This is a genomic window from Methanoregula sp. (assembly GCF_050010295.1).
Taxonomy (GTDB): domain Archaea; phylum Halobacteriota; class Methanomicrobia; order Methanomicrobiales; family Methanospirillaceae; genus Methanoregula.
Map to the genome: position 1 here is coordinate 303985 of NZ_JBEKLH010000002.1, position 22852 is coordinate 326836.

Consider the following 22852-nt stretch of genomic DNA (forward strand, 5'->3'; position numbering starts at 1 on the left):
GGGATCATGGGAATATTCAATTACCGATGTGATGAATTTTAATTATGGAAAGAAGTGAAATCTGGATTTTTTTGGTTCTCATTCTCGGATTTTCCTTCGCTGCCGGGTGTACCGGGTCCCCCACTCCCGGCCAGGTAAACCCGGCTGAAACAATCCCTGCCGCCCTTCCCATCACTCCGCTCCCTGCTCCCTTTGTTGTCACGACCGCAGCCTCCACGGAACTTGCAGTCATCCAGTCCAAAGGTGCCGGGTTCAACCCGGGCACAGGGTATACGTTTGAGTATCCCGGGAATATAGCGGTTGTGAACGGGGTGTACAATTCCGTCGGGATCGTGATCCGGTATTCCGACGGCATGGAATACCGGTTCGATGCCAGGGGTATGGGCGGGTCCAATGTGACGTTAAAACCCTATAATATCTTCCCGTCGCCTGCCTACCGGGGCCAGTACCCGACGAATTTTATCATACTCGATGGCATGAGATACTCGACCATCCACCAGTACAACAATGGCGCCGACTGGTGGGTTGCCACATCGGACACTATCGTGGGGCCTGACCAGGCGCCCCTGCATTCATCCTGAAATGGGTCCAAATCTCCCCCCTCTTTTGTTCCTCTCCATGCTGATAAGCCTGCTACTACTCGCGCCAGGAGCACCTGCCGTCATGGCAGGCAAAAAAGAGATCCGGTCATATACCCTGTTGTTCCGGCGTCCGCCCATAGGGGCAGACATAGAGACAGAGGCCGCAGACCGGCGGGAGCCCCGATCGTTCCCGTTCCCTGAAGTACTGGTCGCATGCCATCGCATCGAACCGTGCCTCGCGGGGTTCGTCCCGGGAGAACGGCCTGCCAGTGAATGCATGTACCGGGCAGATATCCACACAGGCAGTGCATCTTCCGCACCGGGGTTCCATGGGCAGTCCGGAGGGCGCCAGCGGGGCATCGGTGAGGACCGAGACCCAGCGGACCCTCGGGCCATGGTCAGGAGTCACGAGCAGGCAGCTCTTCCCGATCCACCCGAGTCCGGCCAGGTTTGCAGCGAGTTTCTGGGAGAATATGCCGGCAATCTGGTCGTCGCTTGTCCGTTTCGAGGCCGGGACAGGGAAGGCCCGGAACCCTTCCCGCTGGATGGCGTTTGCGACCTGAAGTGCCATCTGGTCGAGGGCCTGGTTGACCACATCATAGGCGTGGTGACGGTACAGCATCGCACCGGCGTCGTCGTTCCGATCGGGAAGGAGATCGACGAGGGTGTCCAGAAGCCTGACACCCATGGCCACGGCACGGGGATAGTATGCGACCCGGCTGCCGCCCTGCATCAGGATAACGTCATGCGCATCGGTCAGGTCGGCAATCCCGTAGTAATCCGCACCAAGCGATTTCGCAAGGGTTTTGATCCTGCCTTCAGGTTCCATGGGGTCTCTCCGGGAGATATGCGTCCTGCGGGATTTTCAGGTTTATGGTCGGAACTTCACGCAACGAGTCTCAGTTCGTATCCCGGCAATGGCAGGACTGCACCTCAACGTGACCGCCTTTAATGCCGGTATCAAAAAATGGAAATGAAGACCGGTCCTCCGGCAGCAGGACCGGGAAGAAACCGCCCGGTAACCTGAAACTGCTGCCGGATCCCGGCACCGGGTAAATCCGGTCAGAGAATTTTTGCTCCGGCAGTCGGGCCGGGCTTGCACTCGAAGACTTCCGTGATCTTCACGATGACCAGCGAGCGGGCGGGCAGGGCCGGGTTCTTCTTGTTGATCTTGTCCTTCATCGATTCATAGTCCGGCCCGCTTGTCCTGATGGATGCCACTCCCTTGATCTGGAAGCACCCCTTGATCTCGGGCCCCCAGACATACAGGGCGATCTTGGGGTTGGTCCGTAAGTTCGAGAGGGTCTTATTCATGAAATTGTCGGTGATCCAGAGGGTCTCGTCGTCCACGAGCTCGACGATGGCGATGGGGATCACGTTCGGCGTCCCGTCCTTAGTCGCGGTCGCGACGGGGAAAACTTTCATCTTGGAGACTGCCTCTTTCAGTTCTGCAGTTAGCTTCACCATGGTACCTTCACCATCTTTCCGTCAGGATTGCGTTCGTATATACTTTGCTGTTGATGGTGCTGTTGCGTTGTCGGGACCTGATGAAAATGATATCGTCGTAGCCCATCGGTGTTGAGACAATTTAAACGTCCCGACAACGCAAAACCTCATTTCCGTATATCATAGAATATAGGGAATCAGGGCTTTTACATCTCGTTTGAATTGAATATATTCCTCACCGAACTTCTCTAGCAGGATATCCTCTTCCGCTTTTATCTTCAACCAAAGTCCGATAACTATGATACCGACTGCGATGAACGCCACCAGTTTACCAGTTACGATCGCAGACCCCGCGAATGCTACAAGCATTCCGGTATACATCGGATTCCGAACGATCCGGTATGGGCCGGTCCTGATGAGATGGTGGCCGGCTTTGATCATTGGCATGCTGCTCCAGAATTTCCCGAGGTGGATTCGTGCCCAAGTGGCAAACGCGAGGCCGGCGGTGGTTATAACAATACCCGCCACTCCACTCAGCACGGTGTCGGGAATGACCCGAAGAAGAAGGATGCCGGGTTCGAACCGCTGGATCACAATTATTGCGATGATTGCAAGGACAAAAAGCAAAAATGATCGCTGGATATACCACTTTGAGATCCGTTCGGTCTTTCCACCGTACACAAAACCGAGTGAAAAGATGAAGACCAGAAAGACGATCCATTCTCCGGCGATTATGTAGAGTACAGTATCCATGATTTTCTCCTGTTTATGTGAATATCTTCCGGACCGGAAATTTTGACGTACCTGATGCCGTTACCTTCAATTTTTTATGAACTGCTCCTAGAGTATCTCACGGTGAGACGAAATAAAACATCTGCGGGCCGGCGAACCCGGTTATCGATCAATGCTGCAGGAGGTACGTGGTGTCAGGGATCCTCATGTATCAGGTCCGCTTCAGGGTATCCTGGTGCCTGGGTCCTGACGGGTTCTGCAGTTGATGACCGTATTTCACCTCGATGAAATCTACGATCAACCGCCAACGCATCGTCATCCGTTGTTTGGTCCTGATAGGCTGGTGGTTGTTGATCAATTTTTCACCCCGGTAAAATACCCGATCAACCGTCAACATACAAGGAACCGACAAGCAACAGAACCCTGTCCTGAATAAAATAAAAAGAGATTATACGGTTCCGGCACTCTCATAAACCTGGGTGTAACACCGTGCCTCGAAAACCGCGATGATCGGGATGACGATGAGCAGGATGATTCCTGCAAGAACAAGTCCGACGATTGGGAGGGCAATTATCAGTGCTGTGAGAATGGCCCAGAGAATGAGAACCGGGATACCGACAACGATGGTAATGATAATAAGTGCAAGAATATACGAGAGCCAGCCGATCTTTTTTATGGTAGCCATAATCTCACCGAAATTAAAGGCCTCGGCAAAGTTCCCGGTTCGTGCAAAGCGGATAATCCCGATGGGCGCAACAAGGGCGATGATGATGGCGACAAGAATCAGGATAACCGCAAGGATACCGGCACCTGCAAGGGCTGTCATCATTGTTGTCGGGTGGCTCCCCATTCTGGTCACAAAGGCTGCACCGATAATAAGGAATTCTAATATAATTATAGGGATTGCATAGATTATCCCGACAATCAAGAGGAGAATTCCATCAACGATGAGCTTGCTCCAGCCGCCCACTTCGGGGGCGGGTCTGGTTCCCCGGTATACGCTTATGATATACCCCATCAGGGGTATTGCCAGGATGAGCGTGGCGATCATCAGGAGCAGCCAGGTGTTCACCTTGTCGATTATACCCTCTTTTACATAGGTAAAAGAGTCCCCGATCATAGTTCCGTAATCCATTTCATTCACGCTGAAAAGTCATAGTACGTTTCTTATGATAAAATAGGCGCTAAAATTGTTGTTACCTTCCTTTTATGTGCAAAAAAATATGGGCTCTATGGAAACGCAGTTTCTGATAAGTTGACGGGACTTTGTGGAAAAAATTGGAGAAACGGGAATTTTCACGACATAATGATTTGCCGGAATAATCCTGAGTCCCGCGAAGTTATCAGCACCGCATTCCGAAATCCTCAGGTATCAATCGCCCCTGAAATGCACGTATGAGATTACCATTAAAAAAGTGGGGATGGTTCATTGGCTGCGAATCAGGCACAGGTACCAACTATTCCAATCTCCTTTTTTTTCACGGTTAACAAGGTGTTAATCTGATGAGTTCTCCGGTTTATCCCCACTGAAACGACAATCAATTCCCTGCCGCCGGGGGATTTAACAAGGGTCATGGGGGTGCTCCCTGCGTTGCCTCCTCCTCTGGACAGAGAGGGGCGGGGGTCACCCTCCCAATGGAAGGAATGGGATTGCCCCCGATCGCTTCTCTTATCTCCTGACCAGATCCATTTCTCTGTGTGATGCGCGAGCCGCCGGTAAAAAAGATCCTCTACTGGTGTGAACACTGCAATGTCCCCCTGATCGCAAAGAGCTGTGCGTGCGGGAACGAGGGAAATAAGATCGAGCTCCTGCAGCCCTATGATCTCCGCCCGGCCCTTTCCGCGGACAGCGCCCTGATCCGGGACCTCGTGCAGGAGCAGTTCGGTGACGTGCCGCTTTCACGGGTCATCCTCCTGAACAAGACCGGCGGGACCGACCGTGCAGACCTCGTGATTATGAACGGCGAACCGTTCGGGCGGCTCACCTTCGATCCGGTTGCACGGAAGTTCAGCCTTGATATTGGACCGGAAGCACTCCCGTTCATCCTCCCGTATATCACGAAGGGGATCGTGGACCTCGACCTCTGTACCGACATACGGAGGGAACCGGGCCGGGTCGGGGGGAAACGGATCCCACTCAAAGCCCCTCTTCCGGACGGGTCAGTGGTCGTGAAATATAAAAACCGGTACGGGACGGGCATGGTGAGGGACCGGACTGTCAAGGTCAGGGAGCTCAACCCTGTTGTCACCCGCACCCTGCCGGATCCCGGCTGGGATGAGGTCATCGAGAAGAACCGCTACCACCTGAAAAACCTGGAACGGAATGCTGTCCGGACCATCCGGCAGCACATGAGCGACCGCCCCACGGTCAATGTCTCGTTCTCGGGCGGCAAGGACAGCACCGCGGTCCTCCACCTCGCCCGGAAAGCCGGAGTCACCAAAGCATTTTTCATAGACACCACTCTGGAGTTCCCCGAAACGCTGGAATTTGTCCGTTCGCAGGGAGTGGAGGTTATCGAAAAGGCCGGTGACTTCTGGCAGGCCGTGGAGAAGGCGGGCCCGCCGGGAAAGGACAACCGCTGGTGCTGCAAGTTCCAGAAGCTCCGCCCGCTCAAGCTCTACCTCGCGGAGATCGGTCCCTGTGTCACCGTGCAGGGGAACCGCTGGTACGAGTCATGGAACCGGGCCGGCCTTGAGGAGGCGAGCCAGAATCCCGACAACCCGCTGCAGCTCAACATCTCCCCAATCCGGAACTGGCGGGCCCTCGAAGTATTCCTGTACCTCTGGTGGCAGAAGGCGGAGATGAACCCGCTCTACGAACAGGGGATCGAACGGATCGGGTGTTTCCTCTGCCCTGCCATGCTCGAGAGCGAGTACGAGATGCTGCGGGTCATGCACCCGGAGTTTGCCCGCTGCTGGGATGCATTTGTCGAAAGATGGGCGGAGAAGAAGGGCTTCCCGGAAGCCTACTGTCGCTGGGGGCTCTGGCGGTGGAAGGCCCTTCCCCCCAAGATGCGGGAGCTCTGCGCCAAAAAAGGCGTCGCGGTCAACGACGACTATACCCTCCGCGGAGTGCCGCAGGGAGAAAAGAAGCATGAAATGGTTGATATTTCAGGAGAGAGAAGATTGGACAGGAAGATGACGGGACAGACCGGGCAGGACTATGCCGTACAGGAAATCCGGAAAGACTTCCCGCTCGTTTCCGAGATCGTCTATTTTGATAATGCAGCCACCAGCCTCTCCCCTGAGCCCGTAATACAGTCGCTCGTGGAGTTCGAACACAACTACAGGGCAAATGTCGGGCGCGGCGTCCACCGCCTCACCCAGATCGCATCGCAGCGCTACTGGCATGCCCACGAAAAGGTTGCCGGGTTCATCGGGGGAAAGAGCGGGGTTACGGTCTTTACGAAAAACACCACCGAGTCGATCAACATGGTCGCTTACGGCCTTCCCTGGAAAGCGGGAGACCGGGTGGTCACCACCATCCTCGAGCACCACTCGAACCTCCTGCCATGGTATAACCTTGCCAAACGGGGAGTGGGCGTCGATGTCGTAGGGATACGAGACGACTACTCCATCGACCTGTCTGAATTCGAAGCAGCCATCACCCCGGAGACAAAACTCGCTGCCGTTACCCACGCGTCCAACGTGCTGGGCGTGATAACCCCCCTTGCCGGGATCGCGAAGATCTGCCGGGACCACGGCGTCCTCCTGCTTGCCGATATGGCCCAGACCGTCCCGCACATCCCAGTCGATGTATCCGGGATCGGCTGCGACTTCTGCGCATTCTCCGGCCACAAGATGCTCGGCCCGACCGGTACCGGCGTCCTCTGGATGAAGGAACCGCTCATCGAACCCCTGCTGCTCGGCGGGGGCGGGGTCGAGACGGTGAAAGGCAGGGAGTTCGTGCTGTCCGAAGGGTACCAGCGGTATGAAGCCGGGACCGGCAACATTGCCGGAGGGATCGGCCTCGGGGTAGCGGTGGATTACCTCCGGGCGATCGGGATGGACAAGATCCGGAGGCATGAGCAGGCCCTGGCCACCCGGATCATTGAAGGTCTCCGCGGGATTTCCCGGGTGCATCTCTATATCACAGAACCGGCGGACCGCCGGGTCGGGGTCATCTCCTTTGTTGTCGACGGGTTCCATCCGCACGAGGTGGCCCAGCGCCTTGACGAGACGGCCGATATCATGGTGAGGTCCGGGCACCACTGCTGCATCCCCCTGATGGAACGGCTCGGCCTCCCGGACGGGACGGTCAGGGTCAGCCTCGGGCCGTACAACACTGCTGAAGAGGCGGACCTGTTCCTTGCGACCATGGAAGAGATCGTCAGGTAGTCCCCGTTCAGTCCTTTTCACAACCGTTGCCCCCTCCGGCAGAGACGTTATTATCATGATTTATAAGAACAGACCGATATAGTTCTGGTACCATAAGGGGGCAGTTCTGCTCCCGGTCCTGAGTGACCTGCCATGAAACCAAAACACCTCGCCGATATCTTCGCCCTGGTCCGCGAGAGACGGCCTCTCGTGCACCATATCACCAACTACGTGACTGTGAATGACTGCGCCAATATCACGCTCTGCGCTGGCGGCGCCCCGGTCATGGCCGATGCACCGGAAGAGGTGGAGGAGATGGCGGCTGTCGCAGGGGCGCTCGTCCTGAATATCGGGACCCTCAACACGGCCCAGATCGGGTCCATGCTCCTTGCCGGCCGGATGGCAAACGAGCGGGAGATCCCGGTCATCCTCGACCCGGTCGGGGCCGGCGCCACCCGGATGAGGACAGCGTGCGCCCGGCGCCTGCTCGACGAACTGGAGATCGCGGTCCTCAAAGGCAATGCCGGCGAGATCGGTGTTATCGCAGGGGCGGAAGGGAGAGTCAGGGGGGTCGACTCCCACGGCCTCGAGGGCGATCCGGTCGCCGTTGCCAAAGGCCTGGCCAGGTCCCTTGGGATTACGGTAGCAGTGAGCGGGGCCACCGATATCGTGACCAACGGCCGGCGTGTCATCCTCGTGGACAACGGCCACCCGATGATGGGCAGCATCTCAGGTACCGGCTGCATGGCAGCGTCCGTGACCGGGACATTTGCCGCGGTATCCCATGACACCCTCGCAGCGTCAGTTGCCGCTTTCGCCGCGTTCGGTATTGCCGGGGAACGGGCGGCTGCCGCATCCTGCGGGCCCGGTTCGTTCAAGCAGGCCCTCTTCGACGAGCTTGCAGCCCTCGTCCCCGCGGACCTCTCGTCCTGTGCACGCATCCGGTCACCCTGAGTCCCCTTTATGAAATACGAGCTGTACGTGATCACGGACGAGGCCCTGTCCGGCGGACTCCCGCACGAGGTCATCGCGGAACGGGCAGTCCGCGGGGGTGCCGACGTTATCCAGCTCCGGGACAAGTCCCGCAGCTGCCGGGACCTCGTCCGTATCGGGAGGCGGATCCTTTCCGTAACCGGCCCCGCCGGTACCGGGTTCATCGTAAACGACCGGCTTGATGTCGCCCTCGCCTGCGGGGCAGACGGTGTCCACCTCGGCCAGGGGGACCTCCGGCCCGGTGTCGCACGGCAGATCGCCCCGCCCGGGTTCGTCATCGGGGTCTCGGTCAGCAGCGTTGAGGAGGCAGTCTCGGCCGAAGAGGAAGGGGCGGACTATGTGGTCATCAGCCCGGTCTTTTCCACGGGTTCGAAATATGACGCGGGGCCCGGGCTCGGCCCCGCCCTGATCAGGGAGATCCGCATGAATGTAACGGTCCCTGTTCTGGCTATCGGGGGCATCGGCCCGGAGAATGTCTGTGACGTAATCGATGCCGGCGCCGACGGGGTTGCCGTGATCTCCGCGGTGGTGGCCCAGCCGGATATCACCGCGGCAGCCCGCAGGCTTGCGTCCCTAATCGAGGGGAGGAAACGGGCGGGGGACGCTGACCGGAAACGGCAGTCATGAACCCGAAATGCCGGATCCAGAAAAAGATATCGCAGTCTCAAAACAATATTTAATAAATCTCCGGAACCATGTTCAACAACGCATCAGGAAGCACGAGCTGATCAGGACATGAAGACCATATCATCGCAGACCACATTCTGGCTTTCCATCACGGCACTGCTCACGATGGGGATTATTCTCGTCTCCATCTTCTCCTTAAAGAACGGCTATTACAGCATCTTCCCGTATTTCTATATCCTCCCCATCTTCCTGATCGCATATTTCTCCCCGCGATACGCCGTCTATTTCACAGTCCTCCTCGGCTGGATATTCCTCGGTCTCGTCTACCTGTACGGGTCGCCAGACATCCAGCTCTACGGATCGAGCATCGCCTTCTTTTACGTCTTTGTCTCGCTTGGCATCGTGATCTCCGCCTTCTCCAGCCAGCTTGTGCAGGAGAAGAAATACCGGGATATCGTTGAGAACTCGCAGGCCGGTATCTTCACCTTCAGCCCCGGGACATCCCGGATCCGGGAGTCCAATGCACGGGCTGCCGGCATTCTCGGCTATTCTCTGGAAGAGATGAAGGACCTGGAAATCTCGGCGCTCTGGTTTGACGCGGACCAGGAGAGCAGGTTCATGAAAAAATTACGGCAGGACGGGAAGATCGCCGATACAGAGATTGCCCTGCGAAAGAAGGACCGGGCCGTGATCTGGGTACTTGCCACGGCATCCCTGATACAGGACGGGATGGCAAACTGTTCGATCGCTGATATCACGGAAATGAAACGGATCAAGGACGAACTCATCGAGTCCGAGCTCCGCTACCGCACGCTCTTTGACGGGGCGAGCGATGCGATCTTCCTCCATGACCTCGATGGCAAGATCTTCGAGACGAACGTGATCGCCAGCCGGTACCTCGGCTACACGAAGAAGGAGTTCATGCAGATGAGGCTCCACGACCTGGACACGCACCCCGAAACCCTGCTGACGCCGGAAAAGGTGCAGGTCCTCCTCTCCCGGGGCCACCTGCTCTTTGACACGGTCCAGAAGAAGAAGGACGGCACGACGGTAACGGTCGAGGTCAGCAGCCGCATGACCGAGTACTTCGGGATGTCCGCGGTCATGAGCACGGTGAGGGACGAATCGGAGCGGAAATACTCGTGAGGCAATCCGGTACCTCCACGGGCCGGGATGACTATACCGAAGGGTGACGGCCGGTGGGTACATGCGCATGTCAGGATATTTTCTTTCAGCTGAACAGTGGAAGAAAAGCCGCCGGGGGGACTTGAACCCCCGACCTGCTGATTACGAATCAGCCGCTATACCGCTAAGCCACGGCGGCGCGATACCTCACAATATCGGTGTCTGCGCTAATAAAATATGTGTATCGGAAAACGGTGGGCGAGCCGGCGCGATACCCTGCATACCTGATAAAAATCTCTCTTGTTCTCCCTGCCGGATTACGAATACCCGCTCAGCGCAGTGACGTTCTCCTTTCCGGCATTTTCCTTCGGGGCGATAGTCCCGAACTTGGCCTCGTAGTCTGCGACTGTCTTGGTGAGCACCCCGAGAAGGTTCTTGGCATGTGACGGCGTGATCGAGACGATGGCTTTTGCCCGCGCCTGGTTCACCTGCGGGAGCTGGTGGAGGAACATGAACGTGAACTCGTCATCTTTGTACGCGATCTGGATCATGTTGCTGTAGACCGGGTCGAGGGTGGGCGGGATATTGACCGAGATTTCCTGTTGTGCCATGGAGATCAGGTATGCCCTGCTGCGAGATAACAGTTGATATTGGGGGGCGGGAAGGGCATCTCTCCCGCTCGAAGCCTGAAGGCTTCTCGACCTCGTGGTTTTAACAAACCACTCGGCACTCGAAACCTGATGACTTCTCGACCTCGTGGTTTTAACAAACCACTCGGCACTCGAAACCTGATGACTTCTCGACCTCGTGGTTTTAACAAACCACTCGGTTCGGCAAAACTATAACCCGAATTGCTTCCCAGATTGGATGAGGAATCATCCTGATGTCCCATGGGGAACATGTGACGGTCTCGGCCCTGGTGCGGGTTCACGCCTGCCCGGTCCGCTATTATTATGAACGCAACGACCCGCTCGCGGAGTCCGACCGGTATGCGGTCTGCAAGCAGCTCTCGTACCACCTCGGGAACCCGCTCGACCCGGAGGCGATCTGGGGCGAAATTTTCGCTGTCCGCCCGACCGTTGATCCGGCTCTCCGTGAATTCCTCGCCTTCTGTATTGCCTCGTGCACTAAGTCCGAATGGAAACCTGCGCGGGAATGCGATGTGAAGGTAGTGTCAGTAAAGCACGGAATCGTCGGGATGATCGACCGTATAACCCAGGACGGGGCTTTTTCCATCGTCCGGGCCGCCGGCGCCATGCCGTTCGGGACCTACGCGGCCGACCGGCTTCGGGTTGCGGCGCTCGCGCTCTGCCTCGAGGAGATGACCGGCAGGATTGTCGAGGGTGGATGCGTGGAATACATCCCGGACGGGGTCTCGCGGTACCACGCGGTCCAGCCTCGCGACCGGCGGCAGGTGATCGCTGCCCTGCACAGGATCCGGTCCATCCACGACGGCGAGATGCCCAGACGCCTGCTCAATGCTCCCTGCAACCGCTGCAAATACAAGGAGCGGTGCGAGAGCAGCGGCGGCCACCGGCTCAGCGAGTTACTCTGATGGAATTCCCTGCACCGCGAATGCGGGGGTGGCAGGTGGCAGCCGGACGTCTCTTTCGGATCTGGTCGTGAACCCGTCTCCGGTTTGGAAAAAAGATTTTTTTATCGTTCGTCAGATGCGACGGTATTCCCCTTTTGGGACATGGATCTCGAAGCGTGCCCCCTTCCCGGGCAGGCTGGTCTCCTTGATGATGATATCCGTGGTATACAGGATCTGCTTGATGAAGAAGAGGCCGTAACCGACATGCCGCCCGTACTCGGCAGGGAAGAGGGCTCCTTTCTTGTCAGCGGGGATACCGGCTCCGTCATCCTCGCAGACGATGACGAACTTGTCCTCTGACTTGCGATCGTAGAACCGTATCTTCGTCAGCTTCTCGCCGCCATGTTTCAGGGCGTTGTCGATCATGTAATAGAACGCTTTTTCGAGAAGCCGGTCAGCATAGATCTCCACGTTCTGGATCTCGACCTCGACAGTGACCTTCCCGAGCTGCACGCCAACCCGTGCCCGCATGATGGTGTCCACAACGTTCTGCCATTCCGGCGGGCTGACACCGATGTCCTGGTATTCCTTGATGAACTTGATCTGGCGGTGGATCCGGGTTATCGCGGCCTGGATCTTCAGGATATTGGGGGTCTTCTCGGCATGCTCCAGATCACCGGAGAGCTCGGTCAGCTCATCGAGAATGTCCTGCCGCGTCACACTGTTGAGGAAGGTGAGTTTCGCGTTGGTATGGTTCAGTGCCCTCTCGAGGCGCCCGTGCTCCCTCATCCCTGCAGCAAGGATATGCCAGAGCTGGATCGCGAAGACGGCAAGGGCGAAGACGAGAAAGATGCTGACCACGAGGAGTTCGTCCAGCTGGAAGGACTCGAAACCCGAGAGGGTGGCGACAAGGTTCTCGGCAAGGTTCAGCCGTGCCGAGACGAAGAAGACGAGAACAGAAAGAACAATAATTACGGCAAGGCTGGTGATCACCCTGAAATACGGCAATCGTTGTTTTTTAATCGAATCATCGCTCATATCCGTTTTCCTGTATCAGTTGTATTCTCCAATCAGACTTGAATATTGCGGAAAAAAGGCGGCTTTTCGCGAAGGGTCTCCCGGGTTATCCGACACGGAAAACAGCCCCGGTACCGGCATCCCCGGTTGTTCTCCGCTCCGCAGGATCCTCCGCTCCGTTATTCCTGGGCGTCCATACGGCCGTATCCCCGGGGTTATCCTTGAGCCCCCCACTGGTCTGTACTTTCCTGATCCCCGGGTGTTCCCTGCATTCGGCACTTTCACAGTGCGCATTCCTCCTCCTTTTATGGCTTCCTCAACAACAATCAGATCCGCAGAAGAAATAGGGGCGAATCACATGGGAGCACAACGGATCGAGAGTGGCACCCCGGAGGGTGACGCGCTGGGATTTTCTGAAGATCTCTTCTCCGGTTGGCTGGAGGTGCGGGACGACAACCGGCTCTACCTCCACTACATCATCTCACGGCGCCGTTGCGAGGGCAATACCCAGGACCTGATCCGGACCTGGCTGTCTATCGGGTACGATGTACGGGTTGTTATGCCCCGCCCCATCATGCAGCACATCCTCCGGAAGTTCCGGTTCGTCGCGTCCCTTGAATACCTTCCCCGCCAGTACGAAGACTGCATCGAAGTCTGGTACCGGCCGAAGATCCCGGATCATCCCTTCCTGAAACGTCATGAAGTAAAGGTCGCTGCCCTTTCCTGAGTGCGCGTGTGCAAAAGTATCCCGCACTCAGCAGTCAGAACTGATGTCCCAGGAGGGTCTTCGAGACGATATACTCCCCCCTGGCCTCCCGGGTCGTACCCACGACCAGCCAGAGCTCGGCGCCGTGGCGCTCGCAGACGCCGCAGGCCTCGATGGTCTCTCCGGCGAGCGCCTGCCCGCTGTAGGTATGGGTGAAGGAGAGGACCCGGGAGACCGATTCGTGCTCCACCTCATAGACAGCCGGGCTGTCGAAGGCAAGCGACGCATCGGTCACGTCTGCTTCGATGGTCATCTTCCCGATGACTGTCCCCTTGCCTGCAGGGGCTCTCCGGATCTCGTCGTAGGACCGGGTGTAGAGGATGTCGAAATAGGTCCCCCCGATCTGCCCCCGGTTCCACTTCCGCTGTTCGTGGAGAACAAATTCCTCGTAGCTGATCTCGGGTCTGCGTTTCTCGTACACCTTCCTCCACATCGGTCCGGAGAGTTTTTTGATTCTGCCGCTCCGGATTCCCTCCCGGACCCGGGCCTGCGCCTCGAACCAGTGCCTCCCGTACACGACCAGATCGATGTCCGAACTCTCGTTCTCGAGACCGCAGAGGAGTGAGCCGGTGCACCCGACAGTACCCGCCGGTAGCGAGAAGAGGCTGACGAGTTTCTGCACTCCCGGGTGGGCAGCGGCGATCCGCCCGATCTCGTGATCGGGTTTCAGTACCCTCTTCACGTCCCCGTGAGGGACGTGGTGGAGGAGCCCGGCATACTGCGGCTTACGGCGGGAGATGAGGTCATAGGCCTCTTCAAAATCGTATTTGGTATAGTGCCTGCCTTCCGCATTGACCCGTTCACCCTGCTCATCAGGGACGTACCTGAGCACGCACCCAATCCGCTCATCGTTGTCATACGTGGAGACCGCGTAGAGCCACCCGTCTTCATCTTCAATGAAATCGCGAAGGCGGACAGGTCTCGGCATATCCCGGCCTCAATTCCCCGAGAGGAACGCTTCGACCTTGTCTGCCATGGCCCCCTTTCGCACGATTGTCCGTCCCGTGAGATCGACCACCGTGCTCGGCACCCCGGGCAGCATGCCCCCATCGATCAGAAGGTCCCTCGGGACCGTGCACTCGTCCGGTGTCCGGGGGTCCTTCGATCCGTGGAGGTTTGCGCTCGTCGCCGTTATCGGGGAGTCGAACCGTTCGATCAGCCGAAGCGCGATATCGTGGGCAGGGATCCGGATGCCGATCATGCCGGTCCCCCCGGTGAGGATCTCCGGCACGCAATTCCGGGCGGGGAGGACGACGGTCACCGGCCCGGGGAGGAATGCCTGGATGAAATCCTCCATCCACGGCTCGGTGCGGGAGACACAGAAAAGCATCTCAAAATCCGAAACTGCGATGGAGACCGGCATCGAGAGCGGGCGTTGCTTTGCCTCGTACACCCTGAGGATGGCCTCATCGGAGAACGCGTCCGCCCCGAGACCGTAGACCGTCTCCGTGGGATAGACCACGATCCCGTCATGCATCAGGAAGGAGACTGCCTTTTCGATGATGTCCATCAGAACTCACGCCCGCGGACGCGGTTGATATCGAAGACAGCCTTGCTGGAGATGTGCATCACGGCAAATACGCCTGCCTGGATCGGGTCGGTGACCACGAGGTCGGCGTGGTCCGGCACGGTTCCCGCCATCCTGAGGGCTATCACCGGGATCCCCGCTTCCCGGACGCGGTCCACTGCCTTCGAGATATCCCCCCCCATGATCGAACCGGCCAGCACGAGAATGGACGCCCGGGGCAGGCGTGCGACTGCGTCCACCGCAAGCGCGAGCGTCCGTTCGCCCACGAGAGGGATGGTGTCCACCGAGATCCGCTCGCCGCGGATGTTGTGCCGGTCTGCCTCGTTCACCGCACCGAGCGCGACCTGGGCAACCTGTGCCCCCCCGCCGATGATGATCACCCGTGACCCGAAAATATGGCCGAACGGCTGGTAGGATCTGACGTCCCTGACAGAGGCGATGCTATTCAGGTCACTGATGAGGCGGTCGTGATCGCGGACCTCAGCACTTTCGTATTCAAAATAGAGTTCAGCAAGGCCGATGTACGGCCCGGAATCGAAGACTTCCTGGTTGATCATCACGATGTTGGCATCGTGATCGGCAACGATCGTGGCGATGTCCCGCAGGACGCCCCTGCGGTTTTCCGCTATGATCCGGATTGCCGAGCGCTCAGGTTCAGATTCCATGCAAATGATGCGATAACCGGGGATCGAACCCGGGTTAGAAGCTTGGGAAGCTCCTGTCCTACCGCTAGACTATTATCGCACGGTGATGTTGCTGTTCTCTTATATTGCGTGTTTTTAACATAAATATAGTGTTTTTTAAGGATTCCCATTTATACTCGAAAACCCGGCTTTTATTACAACTTGGGTTTTCTCAAATAGTGTTAACACAGCTACTTCTTAAATAGACCAATCTCCGCCCCTTTTGAGGCTACAATTGGTCATAATTGTTCTGTTCAACACTATAAAACCAAGCTGGGACCCGCCCCGGTCCTGGAGTTGGGCGCGGGAAGAAAGACAACAGCCGGCACGATCTCTTTTGTTTTGGCTCTTTTCGATATTATTAAGAAAACCGGGACAGAGTACATACACGACAGTCCTTTTCAGTCCCCTTTCCGGCAGGACGACAGGGAAACCCTACCCGCAAGCCTGAAGGAGCCCCGCAGCTCCTGCAGCTCCCGGGAAGTCAGTACAGGAGAATATCATGACGCTACGGAAATTTCTCATATACCTCTTCATCGCAGTCTGCCTGCTGGCCATCGTGCCGCCGCTCCATGCTGACGACAACCAGCAGGTGAACGTGATCTACCAGAGCACGTTCTCAACGGATCCCCGGTGGATCACGAACAACCCGTCGACCGATTACTGGGACCCGAACCGGGGGATGTACCATTTTTCCATACAACCAAGCACGGGCGCCTATGCCTATACGGAAGTCAACTATAACGGGGGCCCGTTCACGCTTGAATACGATGTCATGTTCACCCGGATCGACGACGGTGCAACCTTCCGCCTCGGCTTCTCTGGAGCAGAGATGGACCCGGGCAAAGGCCCCAATGTCCTGACAGAATTTACCAACGCCAAATTCGGCCAGATCATGTGGCTGCACATGGTCACGCCCGGCAACAAGATGGTCGAGGTTGACAGTCAGCATGACGATACCCTGACCAGCGGCACCATCGCGTACGAGGGGCCAACTGCCAAATACGAAGTGAACACGACGTACCACGTTACCGTGAATTATGATAACGTTACGAATATCCTCAGCATGAGGGTAAACGATAGGAATACCGGAACTGAGATCTGGGGCTATTTCATCAATACTATCGACCCGCTGTACGGGATGGACCGGATTTACCTTGGTTCAATAGGCGATTACGGGCAGATGTACATCTATGCCGAGGGATACATCGACAGTGTCCGCCTGACCACTCCGTCCACGGTTACGCCGGTGCCGACATTCGCCGCCACCCTGACTCAGACCCCCGCTCCCGGATCGGCCCTGACAAAGGTGACGACCCATAAACCGACTCTGACGGTACCGACGCCATACCCGACGGCCACCCCGCAGTCCCCCTTGCCGGGAGTCCTTGCCATTGCGGCACTCGGTATTGCAGCCCTCTGCAGCTGGCTTCTTCCGGTGAGAAAGAAATAACTTTTTCCCGTGTTCCCCCATTTGAAAATCCCGCCGGGCCTTCGGCTGAGGTATTTTTCCCGGTGTGTGCAGCACCGGATTTATCCGTACGGTCCGAGGAATTGCCTGATGACAAACACTGCCGGGAACGGAAGGGTTCAGGTCAGCGGTTTACAGCCATTCTTTTCACCGTGACCGGCGCCGGACGATCGTAAAAAAAGTGGAGACTTTGCATGTATGACCCGGCAGGGATCTTTTCGTATCCCTCCCGGCCTCTGGAGAGAGAGATTACCGCGGATGTACGGGGCGATCTTGGTGTACTGCTGGCTGATTTCTTGGCCCTCTGCAGCGAGGAGGGGGAATGTACGTGGGCGGTCATCGTTCAAACGGGCAGGTGACTTCTGACGGGGAATCCCGTGCTGTCCATGGCGGCAGGGTCTGCGCTGCATCCACCAGGGTCCGGTCCTCGAGCGGAAACAGGAGCAGGAGGATGAGTGAGAACCCGATGATGATCTTGCCTGTGTCCATGTCCATGTCCCCCTTCTTGCGGTTCCTGGGTCGGTGACACTCCGAACTGTGCTCGTGCATCACCTGCTTATACTTTTTTTCTGCTCCTGCAGATAAATACCCCAAATCGTCCTGGTTTGTTGGTATAACCGCGGGGTTCAACAGAAAACCACGGTGGTTATCCTGTGAGGAGGTAATATAAACCGTCATGACCCAATCTTCCGGTGACTACATGGTGACACCAACAGAGAGAATCCGGATGGGGTGCTATGGATTCCGCGGATAAGTCTCCCACGATAATTGTCCATGAAGGAGCCGATTCGCTGGAGGAGCTCTCGGAATATCTTGATGTGCTCTCGAGCAGCGCACGGCTCAGGATATTGAAATTCCTCGGGAAAAAGCCCCGCGACGCACGGGCGATCTCAAAAGAGATCGAGACGAGCTATGAAAATACCAAAAAACATCTCGACAGGCTCCTGAGTATAGGCGTCATCAAAAAAGAGGCCGGCCTTGGCGCCCCGACGTCCAAGGGAATACACCCGGTCTGGGAATATTCTCTCGTCCCCGGCGGGATGGAAGTTATCGTCAGGAACCTCGGGCTCTTCTCCAATACCCGGGTCCAGGTCGTGGGAAGCGAGATCTCAAAACGTCTCGGCGAAGTAAAAGGCACCCTCTCGAAGGAAGTGCTGGGAAATGTCCCCGCAGCAATCGTGCTTGGCGGACCTGACGACGGGAAAGTATTCTCACTGCGGGACAGCACAGTCAGCATCGGCAGGAATGACCCGGAACACGCCTCGTCATACCGCCCTGATTCCGATATCGTCCTCTCCGACAGTTACACTGCCGTGACCCGCGTCTCCCGCCCGCATGGCAGGCTCGTACATGACAAAGGGACCTGGTTCATCGAAGACTGCGGGAGTACCGGCGGGACCCAGCTGAACAACACGAAGCTCGAAAAGAATGTCCGGACCCCGGTCCGGGATGGTGACCTCATCGAGCTCGCAAAAGGAATTTCCGGCGTGAAACTGCTGCTGATCCTTCCAGGGAATAGCTGATGTATCCTGTCTCCGTACCCGGAACAAGCTTCCCCGCTTTTCATGCCGCACCGGCACCCACGACCTTCTGACCCCCCTGTGATCCCGATGCGCCGCTTTCTCCCCTCCCTGCTCATCATCGCCCTTACCCTTGCCTTCCTGTGCTTGCCGGTCACGGCAGCAGAACACACCGTCGCCCCATCCGGTGCCGATTTCATCACCATCAAGGATGCGATCGACTGGTCTGCCAGCGGGGACACCATTCTGGTAAAAAGCGGGACCTATACGGAGAACCTGAAACTTGACAGGCAGGTCTCCCTGATCGGTGTTGATACCGGAGGCGGAGCCCCGGTGATCGAGACCGGGCGGGGAGATGCCATCACGGTCCTTGCCAAAGGGTGCACCATCGAGGGTTTCACCGTGCAGTCAGGTACCTCATCAGGCGGGATCCGGATCATGTCGGACGGCAACACAATCCAGAACAATACCATCCGGGACACTGCGCAGGGCATCGCAATTGTCTCGGGCGGAAAAAACACTATCACCGGGAATGAGATCTCCGACAGCAACAAGGCAGGCATAGCCCTCGAGTCCTCCAGCGGGAATCTGATCGAGAAGAATGTCCTGCAGAAAAATACTGTCGGGATCTCCCTGGACGAAAGTTCGCTCGCAAATTCCATATACCGGAACACGTTCGTCAATCCTGAAAACGTGGTCTCGAAGAGCCCTGATTCCGTATGGAGCTCTCCCGCCCCGTTCACGTATACGTATCTCGGCCTGATGGAAGAGAGCCGGATGGGCAATTACTGGAGCGACTATTACGGCCAGGACAAGAATGGCAATGGCATCGGGGATACACCCTATGTCATCAGCCTTTCGGCCGGCAGGAACGGTCCGGGGGGGGCCCCGCAGGATATCGTTGATTCGTTCCCCCTGATGGACCCGCCGGAATATTATACCGGTGTTGCCCAAAGTTCAGCGCTCATGCCCATCGTCCCTGCCGCCAGTACGTTCCCTTCAGAGAATCCCTCTGCGCCTGTTCCGGCAAGGACAACGGCGCCCTCAGCACAGGGCCAGTTCCCCTTCGGGAGCGCCGGCCTTGCCGTCTCCCTGCTTCTGGTTGCGGCAACAGCCGTGGGAGTGTATTTCTTTGCCCGGAAAAAGGGGGGTACTCCTCCCGATGCCCGGGTCCAGGCAGCTTCCACGGTAACCCGTGTGCTCAATACCGTGGCCAGGCGCACCCGTTCCCTGCTTACTTTCCCCGCTGATAGGACCATCCACGTGGACGAGACGGCTTCATCACCACTCCCGTCCGCAACCGACCAGAAGAATTACTTCCCAAAGGAACTTGAGAACAAGTATACTGGTATCAGGTTCGTGGGGCGTGGCGGGATCGCCTGGGTCTTCTCTGCCTGCCGCAAATCGGACAGTGTCAGAGTGGCGGTCAAGATCCCGATCAGCTTTGACGAAGTGACCGGGAAGTGTTTCCTGAATGAGATCGCGGCCTGGGAGACCCTGCGGCACCCCAATATCGTCGAGGTGACCGCAGTCAATATCCTGCCGGTCCCCTACGTGGAGATGGAGTTCGTGGCCGGTTCGCTCGAGGGGGTCGGGAAACCCATGCCGGTCTGGAAGGCGGTCCACCTCATCACGGGAGTGGCTGAGGGCCTGCGTTACGCCCACGGGCACGGGTTCATCCACCGGGACATCAAGCCCCACAACATCCTCCTCACCGAGGAGCTCGTGCCCAAGATCACCGACTGGGGGATGAGCAAGGTGCTTGCGGCCGACGTGAAAAAGTCGAGCGTTGCCGGGTTCTCGCTCTCCTATGCCGCACCGGAACAGGTCTCCCCGTCTGAGTTCGGGAGGACGGACGAACGCACGGACATCTACCAGCTCGGCGTGGTCTTCTACGAACTGGTGACCGGGTCGATCCCGTTCGGCGGCGAGAGCATCGTGGAGGTCGGAAATGCCATCCTCCGGGAGACGGCGGTCGCCCCGAGCGAGTTCAACCCCGAAACCGAGGCCGTGGAGAAGATCATCCTGAAGTGCCTTGAGAAAGACCCGGCTCAGCGCTACCAGTCCACGGCAGAACTCCTCGATGCCCTCCACGGCTACCTCGACGAGGACGAGGACTGATGTACCGCTCTGCTGCCGGTAACGGCTATCGAGGATATGCGAATGAAGGTGGATGGTTGTGACGGATAACGGGAAGACCTACGAACCCGCCACCTGCGGACACTGCGGGGGGGAGGGCTGCATCTACTGCAGCAGGACCGGGACCGTCCTTGTCGCCGCCCCGAAGAGGCCCTGCCGGCACTGCGAGGGCGTGGGCTGCATCTACTGCGGGTTCACCGGCTGGGCTGAGCCCAAGGGAAAATACGACTGACGTTCAGGTCCGTTCCAGCTGGCTGCAGAACTTACCCTCGGTCCTGCGGGGGATCACGCACTCCTCGTACCGTTTTGCAAAGTACCGGTCGGTCATACCGGCGGTGAAGTCCCTCACCAGTTCGGCAGGCGTTGCAGACGCGAGATAGCGGGAACTGGTCCAGCCTGACGCGATAAAATCCGTAAAGATCCTTGCGCTTTTATCGTCCCTTTCGATATCTTCGAGACAGGATAAGAACAGGGTTGAGTACATCCGGCGGATCTTGCCCCGTTCCGCGGTCAGGACCGGGTTGTCGTAGATCCGCTCCCTTGAATAGGTACGCAGGGCGATCAGGGCGGACTCGACGTCCCTGCTGTAGGAGATGTATCCCTCGTTCTCGGTCTCGCTGTTCTCCAGCAGGTCGTAGATCAGGGTGTTGATGATCTCACGGTTTGTCCCGCCGAGGACCTCTTTCGACCGCTCCGGGATCTCCTCGCCGGCCCCGATGAGGCCAACTTCCCGGGCATCCTGCAGATCGCGCCCGATATACGCGATGGTGTCGGCGAACTTAACCACGCATCCCTCGAGCGTCATAGGCGAGCGGGAGCGCCTTCCGTCAGCGTTGTCCTGCACTTTCTTGTCGAACGCGAGCCAGCCGGTACCGGGCTCTGCCCGTATCCGGACATCGTCGGCCTCGCCATTGTGGCAGAGGACGCCGTCCAGCACCTGCATGGTCAGGTCGCAGTCCTCGATCTGGTCGAGAAACCGGACGCTCTGGACGTTGTGGAAGAACTTCCCGATCCCGTGCTGCCCGCATATCTCAGAGAGGCAGGACTCGCCGAAATGGCCGTAAGGGATATGCCCGATATCGTGGCCGAGTGCTATCGCTTCGATCAGGTCCTCGTTGAGCCGGAGGCACCGCCCGATCGTCCGTGCAATCTTCGAGACCAGCTGGACGTGGATGACCCGGTGGGTGATGTGGTCGTTCTCCACGAAGAAGAAGACCTGGGTCTTGTCAATGTACCGCGTGTACGCCCGGGTGTGGATGATCCGGTCTGCATCGCGTGAATAGGGGGTCCGGATATCATCCGGTGTCCGGTTGTGCCTCCGGACCGCATCGGCGCCCGTAGTTGCGAGCGGGGAGAGGAGCGACTCTCGTTTTTGCGACATAGCCTTGATGGAAGAAGTCAGTCCCGTATCAGGCACTCGTGTCCGTGACGGTTTTTTCATGCCGGAGGAGAGTCAGTGCCGGGGGGTATTAAGGGTGGTGCCGGAATGAAAAGGAAAATAAATGAAAATGGTGGACGTGGGAAAATTTTGCACACATATATATCGAAGATTCAGATGGTTTATCGTCCAATACAAGATAATTGTAAGGATGTGCTTTTCAGAGAGCACTCGATATTCCGCCAAAACACATTATTCAGATATTTCGACGAGATGAGTACACTTACATTTCCGATACGATGAACGCCGCCGCCCCCGACGGGGCGCCCCCGCGGCGGATCAATTACCGGAAAATTCACCAAAAAATGAGGTTTTTGTGTGAACCACCGTGCCTCGGAGAGGCCCTGAGGCGGGGAGACCTCGTAAATCCGGAAAATTTTTAAAAGGTTTTCTGGTTTGCAATTTACCTCCCGTAGGTGACATAGGTCTCCCCGTACTGGACGACATGTCCCTGCATGGCCCCCGCCAGCTGGTCTTTGGTCGCCCCGCCCTTCAGCGGCAGTTCAGCGTCCAGCCCGTACACCTTGAAAAAGTAGCGGTGGGTCTGCCCTTTCGGTGGGCAGGGGCCGTTGTACCCGATCCTGCCGAAGCTGTTCTTCCCCTGAACCGCCTTCATGGGGAACGTCACTTCCGGGGTCTTGGGGATCTTCTCCGGGATGAGCCTTGCCAGTTCCATGTTCCACGCGATCCAATGGACAAACCCACCCCCGCCGGGAGCGTCCGGGTCGGTGAGGATAATGGCAAGGCATTTCGAAAGTGCCGTGTTCACTCCGCCGACCCCGATCTCCGGCGACCGGTCCTCGCCGTCGCACGTGTAGTCGCTGGGGAGAATTTTGACTGAAATCGTTATTTTTAGTTCTTCCATTCCCAAACCTCCGTTACAGGCAATAAGCACGGATATGCTCTTAAACATGACGTTTGGGACAGGCAGCCGA

Annotated in this window: 24 protein-coding genes and 2 tRNA genes; 11 read left to right on the top strand and 15 right to left on the bottom strand. The window is 57.5% G+C overall.

Features of this window, described 5'->3' with window-relative positions; all coding sequences use genetic code 11:
* Positions 1-71 precede the first annotated feature (71 nt).
* A complete protein-coding gene (locus ABSB80_RS04445) occupies positions 72-581 on the top strand; it encodes a hypothetical protein (RefSeq protein ID WP_428368580.1) in 510 nt (169 codons plus the stop codon).
* A 106-nt stretch (positions 582-687) separates the two neighbouring features.
* Here ABSB80_RS04445 and ABSB80_RS04450 read toward each other — a convergent pair whose 3' ends face one another.
* From ABSB80_RS04450 to ABSB80_RS04470, 5 genes are all read right to left on the bottom strand, one after another.
* Entirely contained in the window at positions 688-1410 is a 723-nt protein-coding gene (locus ABSB80_RS04450) for a 4Fe-4S double cluster binding domain-containing protein (RefSeq protein ID WP_428368582.1), read from the bottom strand.
* A gap of 233 nt (positions 1411-1643) precedes the next feature.
* On the bottom strand, positions 1644-2048 hold the full coding sequence (locus tag ABSB80_RS04455) for a pyridoxamine 5'-phosphate oxidase family protein (protein WP_428368584.1): 405 nt from the start codon (positions 2046-2048) through the stop codon (positions 1644-1646).
* A 159-nt stretch (positions 2049-2207) separates the two neighbouring features.
* Entirely contained in the window at positions 2208-2780 is a 573-nt protein-coding gene (locus ABSB80_RS04460; RefSeq protein WP_428368586.1) for a methyltransferase family protein, read from the bottom strand.
* 427 nt (positions 2781-3207) lie between these two features.
* Entirely contained in the window at positions 3208-3894 is a 687-nt protein-coding gene (locus tag ABSB80_RS04465; protein ID WP_428368588.1) for a DUF4013 domain-containing protein, read from the bottom strand.
* Between the two features lie 305 nt (positions 3895-4199).
* Complete coding sequence (locus tag ABSB80_RS04470; RefSeq protein WP_428368590.1) at positions 4200-4334, bottom strand: hypothetical protein; 135 nt, start codon at positions 4332-4334, stop codon at positions 4200-4202.
* 126 nt (positions 4335-4460) lie between these two features.
* Here ABSB80_RS04470 and ABSB80_RS04475 point away from each other — a divergent pair, with 126 nt between their 5' ends.
* The 4 genes from ABSB80_RS04475 to ABSB80_RS04490 all read left to right on the top strand — a co-directional run bounded on the left by ABSB80_RS04475 (position 4461) and on the right by ABSB80_RS04490 (position 9842).
* On the top strand, positions 4461-7097 hold the full coding sequence (locus ABSB80_RS04475; protein ID WP_428368791.1) for an aminotransferase class V-fold PLP-dependent enzyme: 2637 nt from the start codon (positions 4461-4463) through the stop codon (positions 7095-7097).
* Positions 7098-7229: 132 nt separating this feature from the next.
* Positions 7230-8030 carry a hydroxyethylthiazole kinase gene (gene thiM / locus ABSB80_RS04480; protein ID WP_428368592.1) on the top strand — a complete coding sequence of 267 codons (801 nt, stop codon included), beginning with the start codon at positions 7230-7232 and terminating at the stop codon, positions 8028-8030.
* Positions 8031-8039: 9 nt separating this feature from the next.
* On the top strand, positions 8040-8696 hold the full coding sequence (gene thiE, locus ABSB80_RS04485; RefSeq protein ID WP_428368594.1) for a thiamine phosphate synthase: 657 nt from the start codon (positions 8040-8042) through the stop codon (positions 8694-8696).
* Between the two features lie 108 nt (positions 8697-8804).
* The gene (locus tag ABSB80_RS04490; RefSeq protein WP_428368596.1) at positions 8805-9842 is read left to right on the top strand and encodes a PAS domain-containing protein; all 1038 of its coding nucleotides are present in this window, start codon (positions 8805-8807) and stop codon (positions 9840-9842) included.
* Positions 9843-9948: 106 nt separating this feature from the next.
* Here the strand turns inward: ABSB80_RS04490 and ABSB80_RS04495 are convergent.
* Both ABSB80_RS04495 and ABSB80_RS04500 read right to left on the bottom strand, forming a co-directional pair.
* Positions 9949-10020, bottom strand: a tRNA-Thr gene (locus ABSB80_RS04495).
* Between the two features lie 118 nt (positions 10021-10138).
* Positions 10139-10432 carry a DUF3467 domain-containing protein gene (locus ABSB80_RS04500; RefSeq protein ID WP_428368598.1) on the bottom strand — a complete coding sequence of 98 codons (294 nt, stop codon included), beginning with the start codon at positions 10430-10432 and terminating at the stop codon, positions 10139-10141.
* Positions 10433-10704: 272 nt separating this feature from the next.
* Here ABSB80_RS04500 and ABSB80_RS04505 point away from each other — a divergent pair, with 272 nt between their 5' ends.
* A complete protein-coding gene (locus tag ABSB80_RS04505; RefSeq protein WP_428368600.1) occupies positions 10705-11376 on the top strand; it encodes a CRISPR-associated protein Cas4 in 672 nt (223 codons plus the stop codon).
* Between the two features lie 111 nt (positions 11377-11487).
* Here ABSB80_RS04505 and ABSB80_RS04510 read toward each other — a convergent pair whose 3' ends face one another.
* On the bottom strand, positions 11488-12393 hold the full coding sequence (locus ABSB80_RS04510; RefSeq protein WP_428368602.1) for an ATP-binding protein: 906 nt from the start codon (positions 12391-12393) through the stop codon (positions 11488-11490).
* 337 nt (positions 12394-12730) lie between these two features.
* On the opposite strand from ABSB80_RS04510, the gene ABSB80_RS04515 reads away from it, so the two are divergent.
* Complete coding sequence (locus ABSB80_RS04515; RefSeq protein ID WP_428368604.1) at positions 12731-13099, top strand: hypothetical protein; 369 nt, start codon at positions 12731-12733, stop codon at positions 13097-13099.
* Between the two features lie 34 nt (positions 13100-13133).
* On the opposite strand, the gene ABSB80_RS04520 is transcribed toward ABSB80_RS04515, so the two are convergent.
* From ABSB80_RS04520 to ABSB80_RS04535, 4 genes are all read right to left on the bottom strand, one after another.
* Positions 13134-14066, bottom strand: coding sequence for a nucleotidyltransferase domain-containing protein (locus ABSB80_RS04520; protein ID WP_428368606.1), 933 nt, complete (start codon positions 14064-14066; stop codon positions 13134-13136).
* Between the two features lie 9 nt (positions 14067-14075).
* Positions 14076-14648 (bottom strand): L-threonylcarbamoyladenylate synthase, encoded by a 573-nt coding sequence (locus tag ABSB80_RS04525; RefSeq protein WP_428368608.1) that lies wholly within the window; start codon positions 14646-14648, stop codon positions 14076-14078.
* On the bottom strand, positions 14648-15331 hold the full coding sequence (locus ABSB80_RS04530; RefSeq protein WP_428368610.1) for a DUF5612 domain-containing protein: 684 nt from the start codon (positions 15329-15331) through the stop codon (positions 14648-14650). Before ABSB80_RS04530 ends, ABSB80_RS04525 begins: the two co-directional genes overlap by 1 nt.
* Positions 15332-15339: 8 nt before the next feature.
* Positions 15340-15410 (bottom strand) — tRNA-Gly (locus tag ABSB80_RS04535).
* Positions 15411-15851: 441 nt separating this feature from the next.
* Here ABSB80_RS04535 and ABSB80_RS04540 point away from each other — a divergent pair.
* Complete coding sequence (locus tag ABSB80_RS04540; RefSeq protein ID WP_428368612.1) at positions 15852-16802, top strand: hypothetical protein; 951 nt, start codon at positions 15852-15854, stop codon at positions 16800-16802.
* A 354-nt stretch (positions 16803-17156) separates the two neighbouring features.
* Here ABSB80_RS04540 and ABSB80_RS04545 read toward each other — a convergent pair whose 3' ends face one another.
* The gene (locus ABSB80_RS04545; RefSeq protein ID WP_428368614.1) at positions 17157-17315 is read right to left on the bottom strand and encodes a hypothetical protein; all 159 of its coding nucleotides are present in this window, start codon (positions 17313-17315) and stop codon (positions 17157-17159) included.
* 242 nt (positions 17316-17557) lie between these two features.
* Between ABSB80_RS04545 and ABSB80_RS04550 the strand changes: the two genes are divergently transcribed.
* From ABSB80_RS04550 to ABSB80_RS04560, 3 genes are all read left to right on the top strand, one after another.
* Positions 17558-18343 (top strand): FHA domain-containing protein, encoded by a 786-nt coding sequence (locus ABSB80_RS04550; RefSeq protein WP_428368616.1) that lies wholly within the window; start codon positions 17558-17560, stop codon positions 18341-18343.
* Between the two features lie 87 nt (positions 18344-18430).
* On the top strand, positions 18431-20461 hold the full coding sequence (locus ABSB80_RS04555; RefSeq protein WP_428368618.1) for a protein kinase domain-containing protein: 2031 nt from the start codon (positions 18431-18433) through the stop codon (positions 20459-20461).
* Between the two features lie 52 nt (positions 20462-20513).
* Complete coding sequence (locus ABSB80_RS04560) at positions 20514-20711, top strand: hypothetical protein (protein ID WP_428368620.1); 198 nt, start codon at positions 20514-20516, stop codon at positions 20709-20711.
* A gap of 3 nt (positions 20712-20714) precedes the next feature.
* Here ABSB80_RS04560 and ABSB80_RS04565 read toward each other — a convergent pair whose 3' ends face one another.
* Entirely contained in the window at positions 20715-21920 is a 1206-nt protein-coding gene (locus tag ABSB80_RS04565; protein ID WP_428368622.1) for a deoxyguanosinetriphosphate triphosphohydrolase family protein, read from the bottom strand.
* A 400-nt stretch (positions 21921-22320) separates the two neighbouring features.
* Positions 22321-22782, bottom strand: coding sequence for a YbhB/YbcL family Raf kinase inhibitor-like protein (locus ABSB80_RS04570; RefSeq protein ID WP_428368624.1), 462 nt, complete (start codon positions 22780-22782; stop codon positions 22321-22323).
* Positions 22783-22852 lie beyond the last annotated feature (70 nt).

Bases quoted from the DNA above. Each gene is read 5' to 3' on its own strand.
- ABSB80_RS04450 (WP_428368582.1), bottom strand. From the start codon at position 1,410: ATGGAACCTGAAGGCAGGATCAAAACCCTTGCGAAATCGCTTGGTGCG.
- ABSB80_RS04455 (WP_428368584.1), bottom strand. From the start codon at position 2,048: ATGGTGAAGCTAACTGCAGAACTGAAAGAGGCAGTCTCCAAGATGAAA.
- ABSB80_RS04460 (WP_428368586.1), bottom strand. From the start codon at position 2,780: ATGGATACTGTACTCTACATAATCGCCGGAGAATGGATCGTCTTTCTG.
- ABSB80_RS04465 (WP_428368588.1), bottom strand. From the start codon at position 3,894: ATGGATTACGGAACTATGATCGGGGACTCTTTTACCTATGTAAAAGAG.
- ABSB80_RS04470 (WP_428368590.1), bottom strand. From the start codon at position 4,334: ATGACCCTTGTTAAATCCCCCGGCGGCAGGGAATTGATTGTCGTTTCA.
- ABSB80_RS04475 (WP_428368791.1), top strand. From the start codon at position 4,461: ATGCGCGAGCCGCCGGTAAAAAAGATCCTCTACTGGTGTGAACACTGC.
- thiM (WP_428368592.1), top strand. From the start codon at position 7,230: ATGAAACCAAAACACCTCGCCGATATCTTCGCCCTGGTCCGCGAGAGA.
- thiE (WP_428368594.1), top strand. From the start codon at position 8,040: ATGAAATACGAGCTGTACGTGATCACGGACGAGGCCCTGTCCGGCGGA.
- ABSB80_RS04490 (WP_428368596.1), top strand. From the start codon at position 8,805: ATGAAGACCATATCATCGCAGACCACATTCTGGCTTTCCATCACGGCA.
- ABSB80_RS04500 (WP_428368598.1), bottom strand. From the start codon at position 10,432: ATGGCACAACAGGAAATCTCGGTCAATATCCCGCCCACCCTCGACCCG.
- ABSB80_RS04505 (WP_428368600.1), top strand. From the start codon at position 10,705: ATGTCCCATGGGGAACATGTGACGGTCTCGGCCCTGGTGCGGGTTCAC.
- ABSB80_RS04510 (WP_428368602.1), bottom strand. From the start codon at position 12,393: ATGAGCGATGATTCGATTAAAAAACAACGATTGCCGTATTTCAGGGTG.
- ABSB80_RS04515 (WP_428368604.1), top strand. From the start codon at position 12,731: ATGGGAGCACAACGGATCGAGAGTGGCACCCCGGAGGGTGACGCGCTG.
- ABSB80_RS04520 (WP_428368606.1), bottom strand. From the start codon at position 14,066: ATGCCGAGACCTGTCCGCCTTCGCGATTTCATTGAAGATGAAGACGGG.
- ABSB80_RS04525 (WP_428368608.1), bottom strand. From the start codon at position 14,648: ATGGACATCATCGAAAAGGCAGTCTCCTTCCTGATGCATGACGGGATC.
- ABSB80_RS04530 (WP_428368610.1), bottom strand. From the start codon at position 15,331: ATGGAATCTGAACCTGAGCGCTCGGCAATCCGGATCATAGCGGAAAAC.
- ABSB80_RS04540 (WP_428368612.1), top strand. From the start codon at position 15,852: ATGACGCTACGGAAATTTCTCATATACCTCTTCATCGCAGTCTGCCTG.
- ABSB80_RS04545 (WP_428368614.1), bottom strand. From the start codon at position 17,315: ATGGACATGGACACAGGCAAGATCATCATCGGGTTCTCACTCATCCTC.
- ABSB80_RS04550 (WP_428368616.1), top strand. From the start codon at position 17,558: ATGGATTCCGCGGATAAGTCTCCCACGATAATTGTCCATGAAGGAGCC.
- ABSB80_RS04555 (WP_428368618.1), top strand. From the start codon at position 18,431: ATGCGCCGCTTTCTCCCCTCCCTGCTCATCATCGCCCTTACCCTTGCC.
- ABSB80_RS04560 (WP_428368620.1), top strand. From the start codon at position 20,514: ATGGTTGTGACGGATAACGGGAAGACCTACGAACCCGCCACCTGCGGA.
- ABSB80_RS04565 (WP_428368622.1), bottom strand. From the start codon at position 21,920: ATGAAAAAACCGTCACGGACACGAGTGCCTGATACGGGACTGACTTCT.
- ABSB80_RS04570 (WP_428368624.1), bottom strand. From the start codon at position 22,782: ATGGAAGAACTAAAAATAACGATTTCAGTCAAAATTCTCCCCAGCGAC.